Here is an 18,347-nt window from a genome sequence, read left to right on the forward strand (position 1 = left end):
TGATATTGAATGATTTCTAAGCAGATACTTTTTAATAGTTTTTCACAAGAAACCTATTCTCCCGAAGAGCGATCGCTACAGGGTTGGATGGCGATCGCCGGATTTATCTTATTAACTGTAGTTTGTTATTTTGCTGGTGCTACTGCTGCATTGCGCTCGATTTTTCCGGTGACAGCTTTAATAGTAGCTGTGTTTTTATACTTGCGTCATCCGATTCTCTACATCGGCTTTACTTGGTGGATATGCTTTCTCACACCTTTAGCTACCCGCTTAGTTGATTATCGGGTGGGGTGGGACCCTACCCGTCAAATGCTGATTGCACCATATTTAGTGGTGTTTGTTACCATAGCAACTTTTTTCCGACGTTTTAAAAGCGCTTCTCGTCAGGGGGGTTTACCGTTTGTTTTGGCTTTTATCGGAGTCTTCTACGGCTTTTTAGTAGGTTTAATTTACAACGCACCAATCCCCGTAGCACGTGGTTTATTGGATTGGTTAGGCCCGGTGATTTTTGCTTTTCATTTATTTATTAACTGGCGAGATTATCCCAGCTATCGCCAAAATCTTCAGCGAACATTTCTGTGGTGTGTGTTAATTTTAGGAGCTTATGGTGTATATCAATTTGTTGTTGCTCCTGAGTGGGATAGATACTGGCTGATACAATCAAAACAATTCATGAGTTCTGGAAACCCTGTGCCTTTTGGGATGCGCGTTTGGAGTACGTTGCATTCAGTCGGCCCTTTTGGTTCCGTCATGCAAGCTGGGTTGTTGTTGTTATTTACCAGTTCCGGAAGTTTAATTTTTCCGGCTTCAGCTGTTGGTTACCTATCATTTTTGTTAACACAAGCCCGTACTAATTGGGGGGGATGGTTATTAGGAATCCTTATGATTATGGGTTCAGTCAAGACGCGAATTCAGATGCGCTTAATAACCATAATTGTGGTGATGGCAATTTGTGTTATACCATTGACAACCATTGAGCCAATTTCTCATGTTGTGTCAGATCGGCTGCAAACTTTTTCTAATTTGCAAGAAGATAACAGTTTTAAAGATAGATCCCAAAGTTATGACAAAAATCTCAGTTTAGCTCTTTCTAATGCTTTAGGTAATGGATTAGGAAATATTTGGAAAGTTAACGAAAAAACCGGTCAAATCGAAGTAGTGGTAATTGATAGTGGCATTTTAGATATGTTTTTTACCCTGGGTTGGTTTGGAGCCATCTTTTATATGGGTGGATTAATCTTGTTAATTATTAATGTTAGCAAATATAATGAAGGTCGTTTTGATAGTTTTATCAGTGCTGCCCGTGCCATTGGTATTAGCTCTGCTACACAACTAGTTATCGGTAGTGGCATGTTGAGTGTAGCAGGTATGATTCTTTGGGGATTTTTAGCTATGGCTATGGCAGGACATAAATATTATCTTCATCAACAAAAGTAAGAGAAAAAATACTTTTAATAAACAGATTAAAATTATGAAAGTAATTATTGTAATGCCACTAGCCGAACAACGAGGCGGCGGTGAAATGATGCTCTGGGATTTGATGCAACAGGGACGTAATGCTGGTGTAGAGTGGCTAGTGATATTTTTAGAAAACGGCCCGATGGTAAAACAAGTAAAGTCCCTTGGCATTGATGCACAAGTTGTGGAAATTGGACGTTTACGACAAATTCACCGTTTTTTTGCTGCTGTTTTGCAGATAGCTGCGATCGCTCGCCAGGAACATGCAGATATAATCGTTAATTGGATGTGGATAACGCATATATCTGGAGGTCTGGCGGCAATGTTGGCGGGGTTACCTGCTGTGTGGTATCAGCTAGAAGTGCCTAGTGATAAAACTTGGTTGGTGCGACTTGCTACTTTAATCCCAGCGCGGGCAATTATTACTTTATCTGAAGATGGCAAGCAAGCACAAGCGCAGATTTGGCCCCACAGACCAACACCCTTAGTCTATCCTGGTGTAGCACTAGAGCGATTTGAACCTAATGCTTTACCTTCTCCTCAAGAAGCACGCCGAAAGTTAGGTTTACCTTTGCACGGACCGTTAATTGGAATTGTTGGACGATTGCAACGATGGAAGGGAATGCACGTATTAGTACAAGCAATGCCCAAAATTTTACAGCAGTATCCCGATGCCCATTGTGTAATAGTTGGTGGTAAGCACGATTTTGAACCGGATTATGAAGACTTTTTAAAAGCAGAAATCGCCGCTTTAGGTTTGAAAGAGCAAGTAATTATGGCTGGGTTACAGCGCAATATTCCAGAGTGGGTGCAGGCGATGGATGTATTCGTTCATGCATCCGATAAAGAACCGTTTGGCATTGTGATTATTGAAGCGATGGCATTGGGAAAACCTGTGATTGCTGGCGATGCAGGCGGGCCAACTGAGATTATTACAGATGGAATGAATGGACTATTAACACCTTACGGCAATGCAGATAAATTAGCGATCGCTATTCTCCGCTATCTTGATGAGCAAGAATTCGCCCAAAGTGCTGGAGTCGCTGCACGACAACGCGCCCTCGATTTTTCAACCCACAGTTATGCTCAAAATTTTATCAACGCCGTTCGCTCTGTAATACCAAGCGTTTCATAAATATAAAATAGCATCAATTCTTGTCGCGCCTTTTAGGCAATTTTAAAAAAGTAAAGGGAATTTCTAAGCGTTGAGCTATATACTGCACTTGCTCTAAAGTTTTGTGGGAACGAATTTGCCGTTCCCCCTTGTTGTTGTGATGCCTGCGGTATTTCATTTATCTGTTTGCCTTTTTCTTACATAAAGATGTGAAAACCAAACTATTTAACTCGTTGATTATCCAACGTATGAAATATCATGCGATCGTAGTAGTCTAAATTGTATCTGGGTCAATATTTAACTCTCGCAATTTTGCTGCCAAACGTTGTGCTTTTTGTTCTGCTTGTTCTAATCTTTTTTCTGCCTGTTCTGCTGTTTCTTCAGGTGTTGGTACTAGTTGACCATCTGGTGTAAAAAACCGCAATAGTCCCTGATGAATTCCTAAATATAATTCTAACTGTTGACTCCACAAATATCCTTGCTCATTTAGTTGTAAAGGTTGATATTTTCCATCTACTAAATGAAATCCGGCAAATTCTAATGTATATGGGTCGAACCAAAAATAATCTAAAGTGCGGAAAGTATCTTGATAAATTTCTTTTTTTAAACCTCTGTCTGTCTTCGCCGTTGAATCTGACAAAATTTCTAGAATTAAATTTGGATATTTGCCATCTTCTTCCCAGACTACCCAACTTTTACGGGTTTTGCGATCGCATCCCAACACTACAAAAAAATCTGGCCCTCGAAAGTATTCTGATTTGAGTTGGCGGGGACTGTAGTAGATAGTCAAATTTCCAGCTGTATAGAAATCATTTCTATCTCGCCACAGCCATTCTAGACATGTCAAAAGTAAAATTATTTGCCGTAAATGTAGTTCAGTTTCCAAGGGAGGCTCATCACTATATAAATCACCAGGGGGAAAAATTACATCACTACGGATGCCTTCTTGAGCATCTAATTCTTCAGCTATGGTCATAGAATGAATAGAGCATCAATTAGTTATGGATTTATTTTAGCAGTGTTGTAACTGATATCGTCCTCTAGCATCGTCTATTTACTTAAAAATGCCTTAAAATAAGTGACATTTCGCCCTAGTCAGGTGAAGTATATTAAAAATTTATTTTTATAATTGAAAATTTTATTTTCTTTTTCAGTTAAGTAACTTTTACTATTTGATATGTATCTTTTAGTAAAAATTTTAATTAATCTATGTATGATTTATCATTCAATATTATTTATTATTCACATTTATTACCTATTTTTCGTTAGCATTTAGGAAAGAGAGCATTTATTTTTAAAACATAATCAATTACTTACTTAGTAGTCATTTATTAATGAAACTTTAGAGTTTTGATAAGCGTACTCTGTTCTAGACATCAGCTAAGCTTTTACTACAAAAAGTATGAGGCATTATATGAATAGTTAGCTTTTTGATGGCACTATCCAATGTCTAAAGACTTATTAATTTCCTTTCAGTCGGCATACAGCAATCTCGAACTGTTTCCGTTAATGGAACGGAACGAAATGGAAAGATTTAGAGTCGAATATGGTGATGATTTAATAGCAGACCTCAACCAATTAGTTGAAGACAGTCCCAATGGAGATAGTAAAATTGTCTTTACAGGACATCGTGGTTGTGGTAAGTCAACTTTGTTAGCTGAGTTTAGTAGACAAATTCAAAATAAGTATTTTGTAGTTCTATTTTCTATTGCTGATAAAATCGAAATGTCAGCAGTTAATCATATTAATATTCTGTTTGCTATTGCAGTTAATTTAATGTTAGAGGCAGAAGCACGCCGAGTTGATATTCCTCAAAGTACTAAAGAAGCTCTTTATAAATGGTTTGCTACTCGCACTCGCACTGAAGAATACAATTGGCACGCTGAAACAGAGATAGGTTTTAACCTTCTTAAGTTGATTAGCTCTAAATTAAAAGCTGATGCTACCGTTAGGGATGAAATCAAGCAAGAGTTTGAACGCCAAATATCAGATTTAGTCGCCAGAATTAACGAAATTGCTGCTTTGATTCAAGTTGCTACTCAACAAGATATTTTAGTTATTATCGATGATTTAGATAAACTCGATTTAAGCAGAGTCAACGAAATTTATAAGGATAACATTAAAGCTCTTTGCCAACCGAATTTTCGGATTATTTACACTATCCCGATTGCAGTCCTTCGGGAAACATTTATTAGTACAATACTTACTACAGAAACTAATGACCAAATTGTAGCAATGCCTGTTCTCAAAATATTTGAAAAAGGGAAAAATCGCTTTCCTAATGCTCAACCGCGTCCAGAAGCGACAAAGATTCTCGGTGAAGTTTTATGCAAGCGAATTCCTGTAGAATTAATCTTACCACAAACTGCTGAAAAAATTGTGATTTCTAGTGGCGGTGTATTGCGAGAGTTAATTCGCATTTCTAAAGAATGTTGCCGTATTTGTTTGCGGATGATTCGCCGAAATCCTACTGCTGAAGTTGTTATTAATGATGCAATTCTCACCCAAGCTATCAATAAAATTCGTAATGATTTTTCGATACGTTTAGGAAAAGTTGATATAGACATCTTGCAAAGTGTTTATGAGCAATTTATGCCCAACGATCCCAAACAAGCTGAGTTTTTAGATTTGCTACATGGTTTATATGTTCTAGAATATCGCACTGAAGAAACATGGTACGATGTTCATCCAATTATTATAGAAAGTTTGAGCAGACAGGGAGCTATTGATGTTCGATGAAGATTTTTTAGATGATGAAGGAGAAAATCAAGATGCGTATGATGATTTAATTGTTTCTATTGAAGCTCAAACGCAGGGATTAAATTTACTAATTGCAGTTTGCGACGATCCTAACTTTCGTGATGAAATTATTGCTCGGTATGAGGTCGAACTTCAACCTAATTTTCGTGCATATCGAGTGATTTTAGCACGTCCGGAACCAAGTTTGAAAGCTGCTCTCAACCAACTTGTAGAACAACAAGAATATCTGCGTCAGCGTCAGCCAACTGTAATTAGTGTAACGGGTGCAGAACAACTTTATTTTCTTAGATTAGGAAACGAACAATCAGAACAGGAAAAATTTTTTGGTTACTTACAGTGGACTAGGGAAGGATTGCGCGACTTTCCTTTTGCAATTGTCCTTTGGGTAACTAATCAAATTTTAATCAATTTGATCAAAAAAGCTCCTGATTTTTGGAGTTGGCGCAACGGTGTATTTCGGTTTACATCTAAAAAGACAAATGCTGTTGCTGGTAAAGAATTAGAACCTATACGCTTTGTTTTTCGAGACACAGAATTAGCCAGCACAGATACTAATGAAAATAACTACTTTTCCTTACCTATCCAAGATTTACAAAGGCTAATTGAAAATATTCAACAGCAAAGAGGAACTAAAGACCCCAGCTTGGCTACTTTATACTCAAGATTGGGTGATATTTACCGCAGCAGATTAGAACGTGGGGAGTCTCAGAATTATCAAGAAGAACAAGAATTAGCAATTAAGTATTGGCGTCAAGCGATTGAATTGCAAAATGAATTAGGTTTACAAACAGATTTAGCTGCTAACTTGAATAATTTAGCAGGATTATATCGTGTAACAGGACGCTACACTGAAGCAGAACCACTATATCAACAAGCTTTGCAATTAATAAAATGTTTGTTAGGAGAAAACCATCCTGCTTTTGCTACTAGCCTGAATAATTTGGCAGGAATTTATAAATCTACAGGACAATATAATAAAGCAGAACTTCTCTATCAACAAGCTTTGGAATTGAGAAAACGCTTATTGGGAGAAAATCATGCTGATGTTGTTGCTAGTTTAAATAATTTGGCATTATTATATGACGAACAAGGACGTTATGATCGCGCAGAACCTTTGTATCTGCAAGCGTTAGAACTTGCCAAAAGTTTGCTTGATGAAAATCATCCTTCTCTGGCTTTAATATTGAATAATTTAGCCCTACTTTATTATCATCAAGGACGCTACAGTGAAGCTGAGCCTTTGTCCCAACAAGCAATAGAATTAGATAAGCAATTTTTAGGAGAAGAAAATTCTGATGTGGCAACAGATTTGCACAATTTAGGTTTAATCTACCGCGCTCAAGGACGCTACAATGAGGCGGAGTCTTTGTTTTTACAATCTTTGGAATTGAAGCAACGTGTATTACAAAAGGCGCATCCACTTTTAGCAGATACTATCTATGCTTTGGGTTATTTATATAAAGAACAGGGACGCTACAAGGAAGCGGAAACTTTATCTATCAAAGCCTTGGAACTTGATAAGCTGTTGTTGGGAGAAAATCATCCTCATGTTGCCGAAAGTCTGAACAATTTGGCGGAAATTTATCGGGCAACGGGGCGTTATAGTGAAGCCGAATCACTTTATTTGGAAGCTTTAGGAATTTGTGAGCGAGTCTGGGGGGTTGAGCATGTTCGGTGTGTGGCGATGGGGGAGAATTTAGAAAAGATTGGGGTGGAAAGAAAAAGGAGTTAGAAATAACGGCGTTGCTTAATTCAGGTATGAATTTATTTCACGCACATACGCAGTGGAAAGTCTGAGCAAAGGAAACCTCAGCTTGGAACTTTCCAAAACAGAGGCGCACAGAGCAAGAGTTTGAGATATTGAGTTTTCAAATTTCATACTTCAATTCAGCAACGCCGTGGTGATGTGGTAGCAAAAGCCTGGTTGAAAGTTACGATGGAGGCCAGACATAAAAAATTGGGCAGTCGTTGATTGAATTCGGGCATTCGTTGATTGAATTCGGGCAGTCGTTGATTGAATTCGAGCGGTTGTTTATTGAATTCGGGTAGTAAGGATCTGGTGCGTTACACTGTCGCTAATGCACCCTACTGGTGTGGCAAGGCTAAGATGTTGTAAAAAATTTTCTTGTGGGATGGGTGTCCTCACCCGTCTGGGCGGATAAGATGTCCACCCCACAAGTAGTAGTAAGCGATCGCTCTCCCGATGCAGCATGGATATTACAAAATGGTTGGTCTTTTTGGTAATAGCGAAAAAGGTAATTGTCAAGAGGTGAAGAGTTATGTTTTTCTTACCCATTACCCATTACCCATTGCTGACCCTCACAGATATCCTAAGTATTCAACCGGACATGATATAAAATCTCAAATCCAAAATTGGCTCATTTATTGGCTTGAGCAACCCGCGCTTCAATATCTTCCAAAGTTTGTAACAATAAACGCCTTGCTTGCAATTGCCAACCCCATTTCTGAATTCTGTAAGCTGATACAGTTCCAGCTACAGCGGCTAACAAGCCTATGGGTTGATTTAAAGAAATTCCTAGCAATAAACCTAACCCAGCAATTCCCCAAAATGGTAAGGCTGCTGTTTGTCTTTGTTCTTCAACAATTTGAGTAATTATATTAGATTTATTTGTCGCTAATAATGCTTCTTTAACTTGTCGCTGTTCGGCTGCCGATACTGATAAACCTATTTTACGGCGTAGTTTTTCCATTTTGCGAGCATCAGTACTGTATTCAGTTAGCTCGTCTTCTGCCATCAGCAGGAGTCTTTCTAATTGCGCCATTGTCGATTGTATCTAGGATTGCTATACAGCCATTATCTCGAATAATTGTTATTTTTGGACTATAGCTTGGCATTTAATTGCACAATCTAAAATCACGCTACTCTGACAAGATTGGCGGCAAAATCTAAAATTGAATATGGAAAAATATCCTACTGAAAGCTGACACCAGTCGCAAAAACCGCCATAGGTTAGAAACCTATAACTAATGGCGAAAGTCCTTTCAAAAGGACTAAACCCTGTTAGTAGTATATTTCTCAGTCCAATTGAGTGGACTTGGACTAAAAGCCTGTGAAATTTATTTCTTGGCGGGAGATTAGGCGGGTGCAAGATATAAAACTACTAATTAGGCATTCATAACATATCAACTCAAGAGGTAATACAGATGACGATAGTATCTCCAAGCACTTTATCTCAATCTGACAAAGAGCGATCGCTTGTCCTTTGGTTTGATGAAGTTGGTATTAGTGATATTCCCTTAGTCGGTGGAAAAAATGCATCACTGGGAGAGATGATTCAACAATTAACACCCAAAGGCATTAATGTGCCGACAGGATTTGCTACCACTGCTTATGCTTACCGTCATTTCATCCAATCAGCCGGATTAGAAGCAAAGCTACGAGAATTATTTGCTGACTTGGATGTTGAGGATGTAAAAAACTTACGAGAACGGGGAAAAAAAGCGCGATCGCTATTAATCCATACTCCATTTCCTGTAGAATTGCGAAAAGCGATCGCCGCAGCTTATGAAAGTCTTTGCGATCGCTACAATGCAGAGACAGATGTTGCAGTCCGTTCTAGCGCCACTGCTGAAGACCTCCCCGATGCGAGTTTTGCCGGACAACAGGAAACTTACCTCAATGTTGTCGGCGTGGAAGGAGTTTTAGCAGCTTGTCATAAATGCTTTGCTTCCCTATTTACCGATCGCGCCATTTCTTATCGTCATACCAAGGGATTTGACCACTTTAGCATTGCCCTTGCCGTTGGCGTCCAAAAAATGGTGCGTTCTGACTTAGCAACCTCTGGGGTGATGTTCTCCATTGACACAGAAACCGGCTTTAAAGATGCAGCACTGATTACAGCCGCCTACGGTTTAGGTGAAAACGTTGTCCAAGGGTCAGTAAATCCAGATGAATATTATGTTTTTAAACCAACTTTAAAAGCAGATTTTCGCCCAATTATCGATAAAAAATTGGGCAGCAAAGAACTGAAAATGATTTATGATGACGGCTCAAAATTTACTAAAAATGTCTCTGTTCCTTTCAGAGAAAGAGGAAAATTCGCCCTCAGCGATGCAGAGATTTTACAATTAGCAACTTGGACATGTTTAATTGAAGACCATTATTCCCAAGTCCACGGCATTTACACCCCAATGGATATCGAGTGGGCAAAAGATGGAATAACTGACCAACTTTTTATCGTCCAAGCACGTCCTGAAACTGTGCAATCTCAGAAGACCGGAAATGTGCTGCGGAGTTATCGGTTAGTCTTAGGGACTGGGGAAAAATCTTCAGAATCCTTAGTTCCTCTTCTCACCGGACGCGCCATTGGAGAAGCTATTAGTCAAGGAAAAGTACGTTTAATTTTAGATGTTCATAAACTCGAACAGTTTCAACCAGGGGAAGTTTTAGTAACAGAAAGAACTGACCCTGATTGGGAACCAATTATGAAACGTGCCAGTGCAATTGTTACCAACTCTGGTGGTAGAACATGCCACGCCGCAATTATTGCGCGAGAATTGGGTGTACCTGCGATCGTGGGAACTGGGAATGCTACAGATGTTTTGAAAAACGGTCAAGAAATCACAATTTCTTGTGCTGAAGGCGAAGAAGGAAAAGTCTACGCAGGTTTATTACCTTTTGAAGTTGCAGAAGTCGCCTTAGAGAATTTACCCCGCACCCGCACGCAAATTTTAATGAATGTGGGTAATCCTCAAGAAGCATTAAGTTTATCGGCAATTCCTAACGATGGAGTCGGTTTAGCGCGGACAGAGTTTATTATTGCCAATCAAATCCAAGTTCATCCAATGGCATTGATTCATTATGATTTGTTAAAAGATGAATTTGTGAAAAATAAAATTGCTAAACTTACCGCACTTTATGAGGATAAATCTCAATATTTTGTAGATAAATTAGCCCAAGGCGTCGGTAGAATTGCCGCAGCATTTTATCCAAAACCAGTGATTGTGCGAATGTCAGATTTTAAGAGTAATGAATATGCAAATCTGTTAGGTGGTCAACAATTTGAACCCAATGAAGAAAACCCTATGCTCGGTTGGCGGGGGGCGGCACGTTACTATGATGAAGGTTACAGAGAAGCTTTTGCCTTAGAATGTCATGCCTTGAAGCGGGTGCGGGAAGAAATGGGTTTGACAAATGTTATCCCAATGATACCTTTTTGTCGCACTCCCGATGAAGGGCGGTTAGTGTTAGCAGAAATGGCAAAGAATGGTTTAAAGCAAGGTGTTAATGACTTGCAGGTTTATGTGATGTGTGAATTGCCCAGCAATGTAATTATGGGTGAAGAGTTTGCTGAGGTATTTGATGGCTTTTCCATTGGTTCCAATGACCTAACTCAATTAACACTCGGGTTAGATAGAGATTCCGGCTTAGTAGCACGGTTGTTTGATGAACGCAGTGAAGCTGTGAAGCGAATGGTGAAAATGGCCATAGAAACCGCAAAAAAATGCGATCGCAAAATCGGCATTTGTGGACAAGCACCCAGCGATTACCCAGAATTTGCTCAGTTTTTAGTTGAACAAGGAATTGATTCTATTAGTTTAAATCCAGATTCAGTGTTAAAGACAATGGTGGAAGTGGCAAAAGTTGAAGGCACTAATTTATAATTCGAGAATTTTATGCCAGCTAAAGACCGCTATCACCGAAACTTAAAGAATGCCCTAATAATTTTGTTTAGTCAAAGGTAAGATGACAAACTTGTTAGAAACCGATCGCTTAACAATTCGCACTTGGATACCCGAACGCGATGCCAAACAAGCGTTTGCTATTTATAGTGACCCAGAGGTTACCTATTTTCTTGGTAATGGTTCTCGTGTGACGAGTATTGAGTCACAGCGTCAACGTTTAGTGGATAATCTAGAGCGATCGCACCGACGCAACAATGGTACCGGATCTTGGGCAATTATCGAAAAGGAAACCACAACAATTGTCGGAACTATTCTTCTCAAACAACTGCCCGACAAAGACGGCTTACCCACTCAAGATTATGAAGTCTGCTGGCACTTGGGGCGAGTATCTTGGGGTAAAGGGTATGCAACCGAAGCAGGACGAGGTATGCTCGACTACGGATTTAATGTCTTGAATTTGCCAGTAATTTATGCAGTAGTCAAGCCAGAAAATCATGCCTCAATCCGTGTAACTCAAAGACTAGGTATGAAGCCAGTAGGGCAGACAAAGAAGTATTACGGTATTGAATTGCTCCTATTTGAACAACATGCATCTGAAGGTAGGGAGTGGTGAGTGGGGTGATGAGAAGATGGGGAGACAATGACAAATGACAGATGACAAATAAACTAATGACCAATGACAAATGACAAATGACTAAAAAATGGTTCCGAATTGGAATAGCGGGTATATTTATCTTTTCACTTGCCTTACGGTTTTGGGGACTGGAGCGATTCAACACCCTGGTATTTGATGAAGTTTATTTTGCCAAATTTGGTAATAATTATCTCACGCATACGCCATTTTTTAATGCTCATCCACCGCTGAGTCAATATATGATTGGTATCGGCATTTGGATTGGCAGTCACATTCCTTTTTGGCACGATACGGTAAATGGGTTGACAGGTTCATTACGATCGCCTTGGACTTATCGTTGGTTCAATGCCCTGACTGGCTCATTTGTTCCTGTAGTTGTGGCTGCGATCGCTTATCAATTAAGTTATCGTCACAGCTTTGCTTTACTTGCAGGTTTGTTCACAGCTTGTGATGGCATATTTCTTGTTGAATCTCGCTATGCTTTAAGTAATATTTATATTGTTATCTTTGGTTTATTAGGACAGTGGTTTTTATTATTGGCATTGGATAACCAAAATCGCCGACGTTCATTTTGGTTAGTTCTTGCTGGTATTAATTTTGGTGCCTCAGTTGCTACTAAATGGAATGGTTTATGGTTTCTTTTAGGTGCTTATCTCATTTGGATAACAGCATGGTTAATTCAGGGAATGCATTCTTTCCCTAACCCAAAACTTCTTTTTAGATCCCCCTCTTTGAAGAAGACAGAGGAACAGGCGGATAAGTACTCAGGAGTTAGTACTTATTCTCCCTTATCTTCCCATCTCCCCATTACCCCATCCAGGACACCATTACAAAACCTAACTCAATTAAATATTTTCCAGATGTTCTTTTTTCTGGGAATAATTCCAGCTTTTATCTATAGTATTATCTGGATTCCTCACCTTCAACTAGATAAAAGATATGGATTTATCGCAGTACATCAGCAAATTTTGAAGTTTCACTTGCATTTAGGTGGTAATAGTTCGGACGTGCATCCTTATTGTGCTGCTTGGTACAAATGGCCTTTGATGACTCGACCGATGGCATATTATTATCAAACGGCCGAAAGTATCAACGAACCAATACCTGTTATGGGGCCGCCTTTGCCTGCTGGTGCTGGACAAGTTATTTATGATGTTCATGCAATGGGCAATCCATTTTTATGGTGGTTTGGTATGGCTGCCATGTTGTTTTTAGTTGGAATGTTGGTGTCGCAAGTTGTGATTGCTTGGGTGAAGGAAAAGCGTTTTTCTGTACCTGCAACCGTTGGTGTTGATACTTGGATTGCTTTATATATAGTGATAAATTATGCCGCTAATCTATTACCTTGGATAAAGGTAACGAGATGCGTTTTTATCTACCATTATATGTGTGCAGTGATATTTGTATTTATAGCGCTCGCTTGGTTTGTTGACCAGTGTCTTCGCAGTTATTATCAACAACTCCGGGCTTTAGGCGTCACCATCACCTTTATCATCTTAGTAGCTTTTATTTTCTGGATGCCCGTTTATTTAGGTTTACCCCTCTCCCCTCACGATTACAAATTGCGGATGTGGTTTAACTCTTGGATTTAGCTCACATAAAATAGTTACTAAATAGTAACTTTTTTGAAAATTACTCCACAATTCCTAATTCACCAGAGTAAAGCTATGAATTCTCCGTTTCCCGGAATAAATCCTTATTTAGAAAATCCTGTGTTTTGGGCAGAAGTGCATCATCGATTGATTACAGCCATAGCAGATAGTATTGAAGAAAATATTCCGCCAGAATATCGAGTTGCAATTGAACAACGTACTTATTTAAGTGATGAATCCGATTCTGTACTAGTTGGGATACCTGATGTTTCCGTTTTTACTAAACAATCATCTCACCAAGATTCAGCAGCTATTAGCGAAACATCAATTTCAGATGGTGTCACAGTTATGATACCATTACCAGAACATATTACAGAAAATTATTTAGAAATTAGAGAAGTTTCTACAGGTTTTGTAGTTACTTGCATCGAAGTTTTATCTCCTAAAAATAAACGTTCTGGGGAAGGGAGAAAAGCCTATGAACTCAAACGCAAACAAGTCTTAGCTAGTCTTTCTAACTTGGTTGAAATTGATTTTCTTAGAAGTGGAAAACCAATGTTAGTTTTAGGAGAATTTGCGGTGACAGATTATCAAATTATTGTTAGTAGAAGTATTACACGTCCTCAGGCTAAGTTATACGGTTTTAGTATCAGAGAAGCAATTCCTGTATTTCCATTACCTTTGCAGTCAGAAGATGAAGAACCAATTTTAGATTTGCAGTCTTTATATAATAGTATATATAATCGTGCCAGATATTATTTAGCGATTGATTATAATCAAGAACCAGTACCAGCTTTAAAACCAGAAGATGCCCTATGGTCTGATACGCTTTTACGCCAAAAAGGGTTAAGGACTAAGCTGTTACATATTTAAATTACACTGTAACTAATGTTTGTGCAGTGTCTTTGTTAAGAAAAGGCTGTTCTTTGTGTTTTTATAGACATTGATTAATAACGTGTTGGCATACTCGGTCATTTGATAGGCGATCGCATTTCAAATTACCAATGTAGAAACAGGCTTAAATCGAGTTTTGGGTAATTAAGCGAATAACTATGAGATGAAAGTTTGTTACAGCATATTTTGGCCAATTTACTTAACAATGCTATTAAGTAGAAGGTGTCAAAAAATAAAACTATGTTAAGAAAAATTAAATAGGCTTAAACCCTCTCCCCTCCTGCATTCCGTCTCCTGCCTCTTGCCCAATCTCAACCATAAAATATTTACACTGACCTACTTAAGTATTCATTACCAAGCGGTATGGTGCGCTTTGAAATAATTAGGCAGAAAAAAGCGGTAATTTTCTGAGTTTAAAACTGGGGAACTGTCATTTCTCAAGAAAATTAAAAGCGACTGTTTGAGCATTGGATTGAAAACCGCTCTCAAAGGGATTTTTATCCGTGCTAATAGCGATCCCGCCACAACTCCTTTTTTCTCTGTTTACCAGAATTTTATTTATCTTTACAAAAAGTTTATTAAAGTTGAGCGGCCATTTTCGGAATTTATCAATCTGATTTGTAGCTTAATCTAGACTTCAAAAAGCAACAACCAAACTTGGTTGTCAAAAATATCACTGGATGATCTGAATTTTCTTGCATAAAAGAAAAAGAAAACAGTGATAAGTATTACATATAGGAAGTGAATCACCTTTCACAATTTTCTAGTTATTTCTACTAATTTTTAGAGATGACTGCCAAGATATGCATCAAGCATAAGGTATTCGTGTGTCTACAAACCGATTTATTTTACATATATGTCTGACTGTGAAACGAAACTTGAAACAAAATATACGAGTGAAACTAACAGTAAATATTTAACATCATTCCAACGAAAATTACTGTTAGTAAATTTAGAGAAAAGTTTACCGGAGTCTTACCAACAACGTATTGAAATCATGTTGTTGGCAGATGAGGGAAAAACTCAAACCCAGATTTGTCAAATTTTAGGGTGTTGTCCAGCAACAGCAAGGCATTGGACGCACATAGCCAAGATGGGGATGGCGCATCAATGGCAAGATTGTCCAATTGGTCGTCCCAAAGCAGTGAATGACGAGTATTTGGAACGTTTAAAAGAATTAGTTAATAGTAGTCCCCGCGATCATGGCTATTCTTTTCGGCGGTGGACAGCAAATTGGTTAGGGAAACACCTGGCAAAAGAATTTGGAGTTGAGGTAAGCGATCGCCATCTCAAGCGACTACTCAAACAGATGGGATTATCTACACGACCAAAAGCTAACAATTCTCAAGCAAATAGTAACGAACAGGCTAAAAATTCCAAAATATTGATTAGTGACCTTAAATCAGCAAATATTCCAGATAATTCGGAACTATTACCTATTAACTTCACAAACTTAGCCAAATCAGAGATTTATGGTACACAATCTATCGAATCAGTTGTCCCTCCAACAACTCAACAATATTCTGGGGTATTCCATTCCAACAGAGGAATATCAACAATGTTTTCCACAATTTAAAGAAAGTAACCCCAAAGTCGGTAAGTTTTGGCAAGCAACTGATGCTGAACCAGGTATACATATTGCGATCGCTGGCAAGGCAAGATTGCTTGATAGTGCCGATGAGTTAATCGCTACTGTAGAGACGGGACAATCGTTTGGGGAATCTACCTTGTTCCCAGATGCAAAATTTCCGCCCTATAGTGCTAGGGCTTCGGTAAATTTGCAACTATGCTTTATTCCGAGTCAGGTGTTGTCATCATTGATGGCTAAATATCCTCAAATTCGGGAAAATTTGTGGGCTAGGGCAATAGCCCTGACTCCCCAAGAGGAATTAGCTAACTCTACTGCGAACACAGTTGAGTCAAGTACAGTTTATAAAACAGATATTTTGTCACAACCAGAGGATTTGCCGTATGGGAAGAAGATAAGCAAAGCCTATTTTCCCAATCCCACTCAGCAAGTTGGGCATTTATGGCAACGAGTAACGCGGCGCTATCCGTTTTTTGCCCAACAGAGTGCATCAGACTGCGGCGCAGCTTGTTTAGTAATGGTGTCTCGCTATTGGGGGAAACGCTTTAGTGTCAATCGCTTGCGGGATATTGCCAATGTAGACCGTAATGGTGCATCTTTGCGGGGACTATTGACAGCAGCCGAAAGTCTCGGCTTTGCCACACGACCTGTAAAAGCTGGTTTGAAGCAATTGGCAAAACAAAGCTTGCCAGTCATTGCACATTGGGAAGGCAAACATTACATTGTTGTCTACGAGGTTACCCCTAAATATGTGATTGTAGCCGACCCAGCGATCGGTCAACGCACCCTCAGCCACGCTGAATTTAAAGCTAACTGGACTGGTTATGCATTGCTGCTGCAACCGACAGCCATGCTTAAAGAGACTCCAGAGAGTTCTACACCCTTTTGGCAATTCTTTGAGTTGATGAAGCCTCACGCTTTAGTGATGCTGGAGGTGTTTATTGCCTCAGTATTTATCCAGATATTTGGACTTGTGACCCCCTTATTCACCCAGTTAATTTTAGACCGGGTGGTGGTGCAGCGATCGGAACTGACCTTAACAGCGGTAGGGATAGGGTTGCTGATGTTTAACCTGTTTCGAGTAGCGATGACAGGCTTGCGCCAATATCTCCTAGACCACACAGCCAATCGGATCGACTTGGCACTAATTGTAGGGTTTATTCGCCATACCCTACGGCTGCCCTTGAGTTTTTTTGAGTCCCGTTACGTGGGAGATATTATCTCTCGCGTCCAAGAAAATCGTAAAATTCAACGCTTTCTTTCTGGTGAAGCATTGTCAATCCTGCTCGATTTACTCACCGTCTTTATCTATGTGGGATTAATGTTTTGGTACAGTTGGAAAATGGCGTTACTGGTATTGTTAATTATTCCGCCTTTTGCCTTACTGGCATTGATTGCCACACCTTTTTTACAAAAAATTTCTCGGGAAATATTTAATGCTGTTTCTCAAGAAGGTAGTTATCTAATTGAAGCCCTAACAGGTGTGCGGACAGTCAAAGCTACAGCAGTGGAACAAACAGTGCGTTGGCATTGGGAGGAATTATTAAATAAAGAAGTAAAAACTAATTTTTCTGGACAAGTTATTAGCAATTGGCTGCAAATTTTCAGTAACACAATTCAAGCACTAATTACTACAGCTTTGCTCTGGTTCGGTGCATACCAAGTAATACATAACCAATTAACTATTGGACAACTAGTGGCATTTAATATGTTACTAGGGAATATTATTACGCCCTTTCAACGCTTAACTGTATTGTGGAATCAATTTCAAGAAGTCGTGATAGCGATGGAACGTATTAATGATGTATTAGATGCCGAACCAGAAGAAGATTTACATCACCAACCACGGCAAAATTTACCAAAAATTCAAGGTAATATTCGCTTTGAAAAAGTTACTTTTCGTTATCACCCAGAAAGTGAGATGAATATCTTAGAAAATCTCAGCTTTGAAGTAAGACCGGGGCAAATGGTGGCACTGGTGGGGCGTAGTGGTTCTGGGAAAACTACCATTTCTAAGTTGGTTTTAGGGTTGTATCCTCCGACAGATGGGAAAATTTTAATTGATGGACAAGATATTACCAGCATTTCCTTAAGTTCCTTACGCCAGCAAGTAGGGGTAGTTGACCAAGATACCTTTTTATTTGGGGGCACAATTCGAGATAATATTAGCTTAGGGCATCCTGGGGCTGCTTTAGAAGAGGTAATCCAAGCAGCAAAACTAGCAGGTGCTGATGAATTTATTAAAAAATTACCAATGGGGTATGAAACCCAAATTGGTGAAGGTGGAGGATTATTATCTGGTGGACAAAGACAGAGGATAGCTATTGCCAGGGCTTTATTAGGTAATCCTCAATTATTGGTTTTAGATGAAGCAACTTCCCATCTCGACACCGAATCAGAGAGGATTATTCAGCAAAATTTCAATACAATTCTTCGGGGAAGAACCACTTTGGTAATTGCCCATCGTCTTTCAACGATCCGAAATGCCGATTTAATTTTAGTACTAGACAGAGGCGTTTTAATTGAGAGTGGAAATCATGAAGAATTGATGGCGAAACGAGGACATTATTTCTATCTCAATCAACAGCAGCTACAGGTGGCAGCGTAAGCTTAAAAATATAAAAAATATAATTAATTATTAATAGATTATCCACCTTTTAA

General features: G+C 39.0%; 14 protein-coding genes. 10 read left to right on the forward strand and 4 right to left on the reverse strand.

The window, feature by feature from the left end:
* Nucleotides 1–9 precede the first annotated feature (9 nt).
* Together FCR06_RS08305 and FCR06_RS08310 are read left to right on the forward strand one after the other, a co-directional pair.
* The gene (locus FCR06_RS08305) at nucleotides 10–1,437 is read left to right on the forward strand and encodes an O-antigen ligase family protein (protein ID WP_138498498.1); all 1,428 of its coding nucleotides are present in this window, start codon (nucleotides 10–12) and stop codon (nucleotides 1,435–1,437) included.
* Nucleotides 1,438–1,471: 34 nt separating this feature from the next.
* Nucleotides 1,472–2,593, forward strand: a complete 1,122-nt coding sequence (locus FCR06_RS08310; RefSeq protein WP_138498500.1) for a glycosyltransferase family 4 protein — start codon at nucleotides 1,472–1,474, stop codon at nucleotides 2,591–2,593.
* Between the two features lie 13 nt (nucleotides 2,594–2,606).
* On the opposite strand, the gene FCR06_RS32460 is transcribed toward FCR06_RS08310, so the two are convergent.
* Together FCR06_RS32460 and FCR06_RS08315 are read right to left on the reverse strand one after the other, a co-directional pair.
* Complete coding sequence (locus tag FCR06_RS32460) at nucleotides 2,607–2,750, reverse strand: hypothetical protein (RefSeq protein ID WP_189523352.1); 144 nt, start codon at nucleotides 2,748–2,750, stop codon at nucleotides 2,607–2,609.
* 96 nt (nucleotides 2,751–2,846) lie between these two features.
* Nucleotides 2,847–3,548 carry a Uma2 family endonuclease gene (locus FCR06_RS08315; RefSeq protein ID WP_138498502.1) on the reverse strand — a complete coding sequence of 234 codons (702 nt, stop codon included), beginning with the start codon at nucleotides 3,546–3,548 and terminating at the stop codon, nucleotides 2,847–2,849.
* Between the two features lie 470 nt (nucleotides 3,549–4,018).
* On the opposite strand from FCR06_RS08315, the gene FCR06_RS08320 reads away from it, so the two are divergent.
* Together FCR06_RS08320 and FCR06_RS08325 are read left to right on the forward strand one after the other, a co-directional pair.
* The gene (locus FCR06_RS08320) at nucleotides 4,019–5,311 is read left to right on the forward strand and encodes an ATP-binding protein (RefSeq protein WP_138498504.1); all 1,293 of its coding nucleotides are present in this window, start codon (nucleotides 4,019–4,021) and stop codon (nucleotides 5,309–5,311) included.
* Entirely contained in the window at nucleotides 5,301–7,064 is a 1,764-nt protein-coding gene (locus tag FCR06_RS08325; RefSeq protein ID WP_138498506.1) for a tetratricopeptide repeat protein, read from the forward strand. Before FCR06_RS08320 ends, FCR06_RS08325 begins: the two co-directional genes overlap by 11 nt.
* 300 nt (nucleotides 7,065–7,364) lie before the next feature.
* On the opposite strand, the gene FCR06_RS08330 is transcribed toward FCR06_RS08325, so the two are convergent.
* Nucleotides 7,365–7,628, reverse strand: a complete 264-nt coding sequence (locus FCR06_RS08330) for a hypothetical protein (protein WP_189523353.1) — start codon at nucleotides 7,626–7,628, stop codon at nucleotides 7,365–7,367.
* A gap of 82 nt (nucleotides 7,629–7,710) precedes the next feature.
* Nucleotides 7,711–8,115, reverse strand: coding sequence for a hypothetical protein (locus FCR06_RS08335; protein ID WP_138498509.1), 405 nt, complete (start codon nucleotides 8,113–8,115; stop codon nucleotides 7,711–7,713).
* Between the two features lie 382 nt (nucleotides 8,116–8,497).
* Between FCR06_RS08335 and ppsA the strand changes: the two genes are divergently transcribed.
* The 6 genes from ppsA to FCR06_RS08365 all read left to right on the forward strand — a co-directional run bounded on the left by ppsA (nucleotide 8,498) and on the right by FCR06_RS08365 (nucleotide 18,294).
* A complete protein-coding gene (gene ppsA, locus FCR06_RS08340; RefSeq protein WP_138498511.1) occupies nucleotides 8,498–10,957 on the forward strand; it encodes a phosphoenolpyruvate synthase in 2,460 nt (819 codons plus the stop codon).
* Between the two features lie 82 nt (nucleotides 10,958–11,039).
* Nucleotides 11,040–11,591: a GNAT family N-acetyltransferase gene (locus tag FCR06_RS08345; protein WP_138498513.1), complete on the forward strand. Its 552-nt coding sequence runs from the start codon at nucleotides 11,040–11,042 to the stop codon at nucleotides 11,589–11,591.
* A 77-nt stretch (nucleotides 11,592–11,668) separates the two neighbouring features.
* Nucleotides 11,669–13,204 carry a dolichyl-phosphate-mannose--protein mannosyltransferase gene (locus tag FCR06_RS08350; RefSeq protein ID WP_138498515.1) on the forward strand — a complete coding sequence of 512 codons (1,536 nt, stop codon included), beginning with the start codon at nucleotides 11,669–11,671 and terminating at the stop codon, nucleotides 13,202–13,204.
* Between the two features lie 75 nt (nucleotides 13,205–13,279).
* Nucleotides 13,280–14,077: a DUF4058 family protein gene (locus tag FCR06_RS08355; protein WP_138498517.1), complete on the forward strand. Its 798-nt coding sequence runs from the start codon at nucleotides 13,280–13,282 to the stop codon at nucleotides 14,075–14,077.
* An 877-nt stretch (nucleotides 14,078–14,954) separates the two neighbouring features.
* Nucleotides 14,955–15,674 carry a helix-turn-helix domain-containing protein gene (locus FCR06_RS08360; protein WP_138498519.1) on the forward strand — a complete coding sequence of 240 codons (720 nt, stop codon included), beginning with the start codon at nucleotides 14,955–14,957 and terminating at the stop codon, nucleotides 15,672–15,674.
* Nucleotides 15,571–18,294: a peptidase domain-containing ABC transporter gene (locus FCR06_RS08365; protein WP_138498521.1), complete on the forward strand. Its 2,724-nt coding sequence runs from the start codon at nucleotides 15,571–15,573 to the stop codon at nucleotides 18,292–18,294. Before FCR06_RS08360 ends, FCR06_RS08365 begins: the two co-directional genes overlap by 104 nt.
* Nucleotides 18,295–18,347 lie beyond the last annotated feature (53 nt).

Source organism: Nostoc sp. PA-18-2419, assembly GCF_005869855.1.
In the GTDB taxonomy this organism is placed as follows: Bacteria; Cyanobacteriota; Cyanobacteriia; order Cyanobacteriales; family Nostocaceae; genus Nostoc.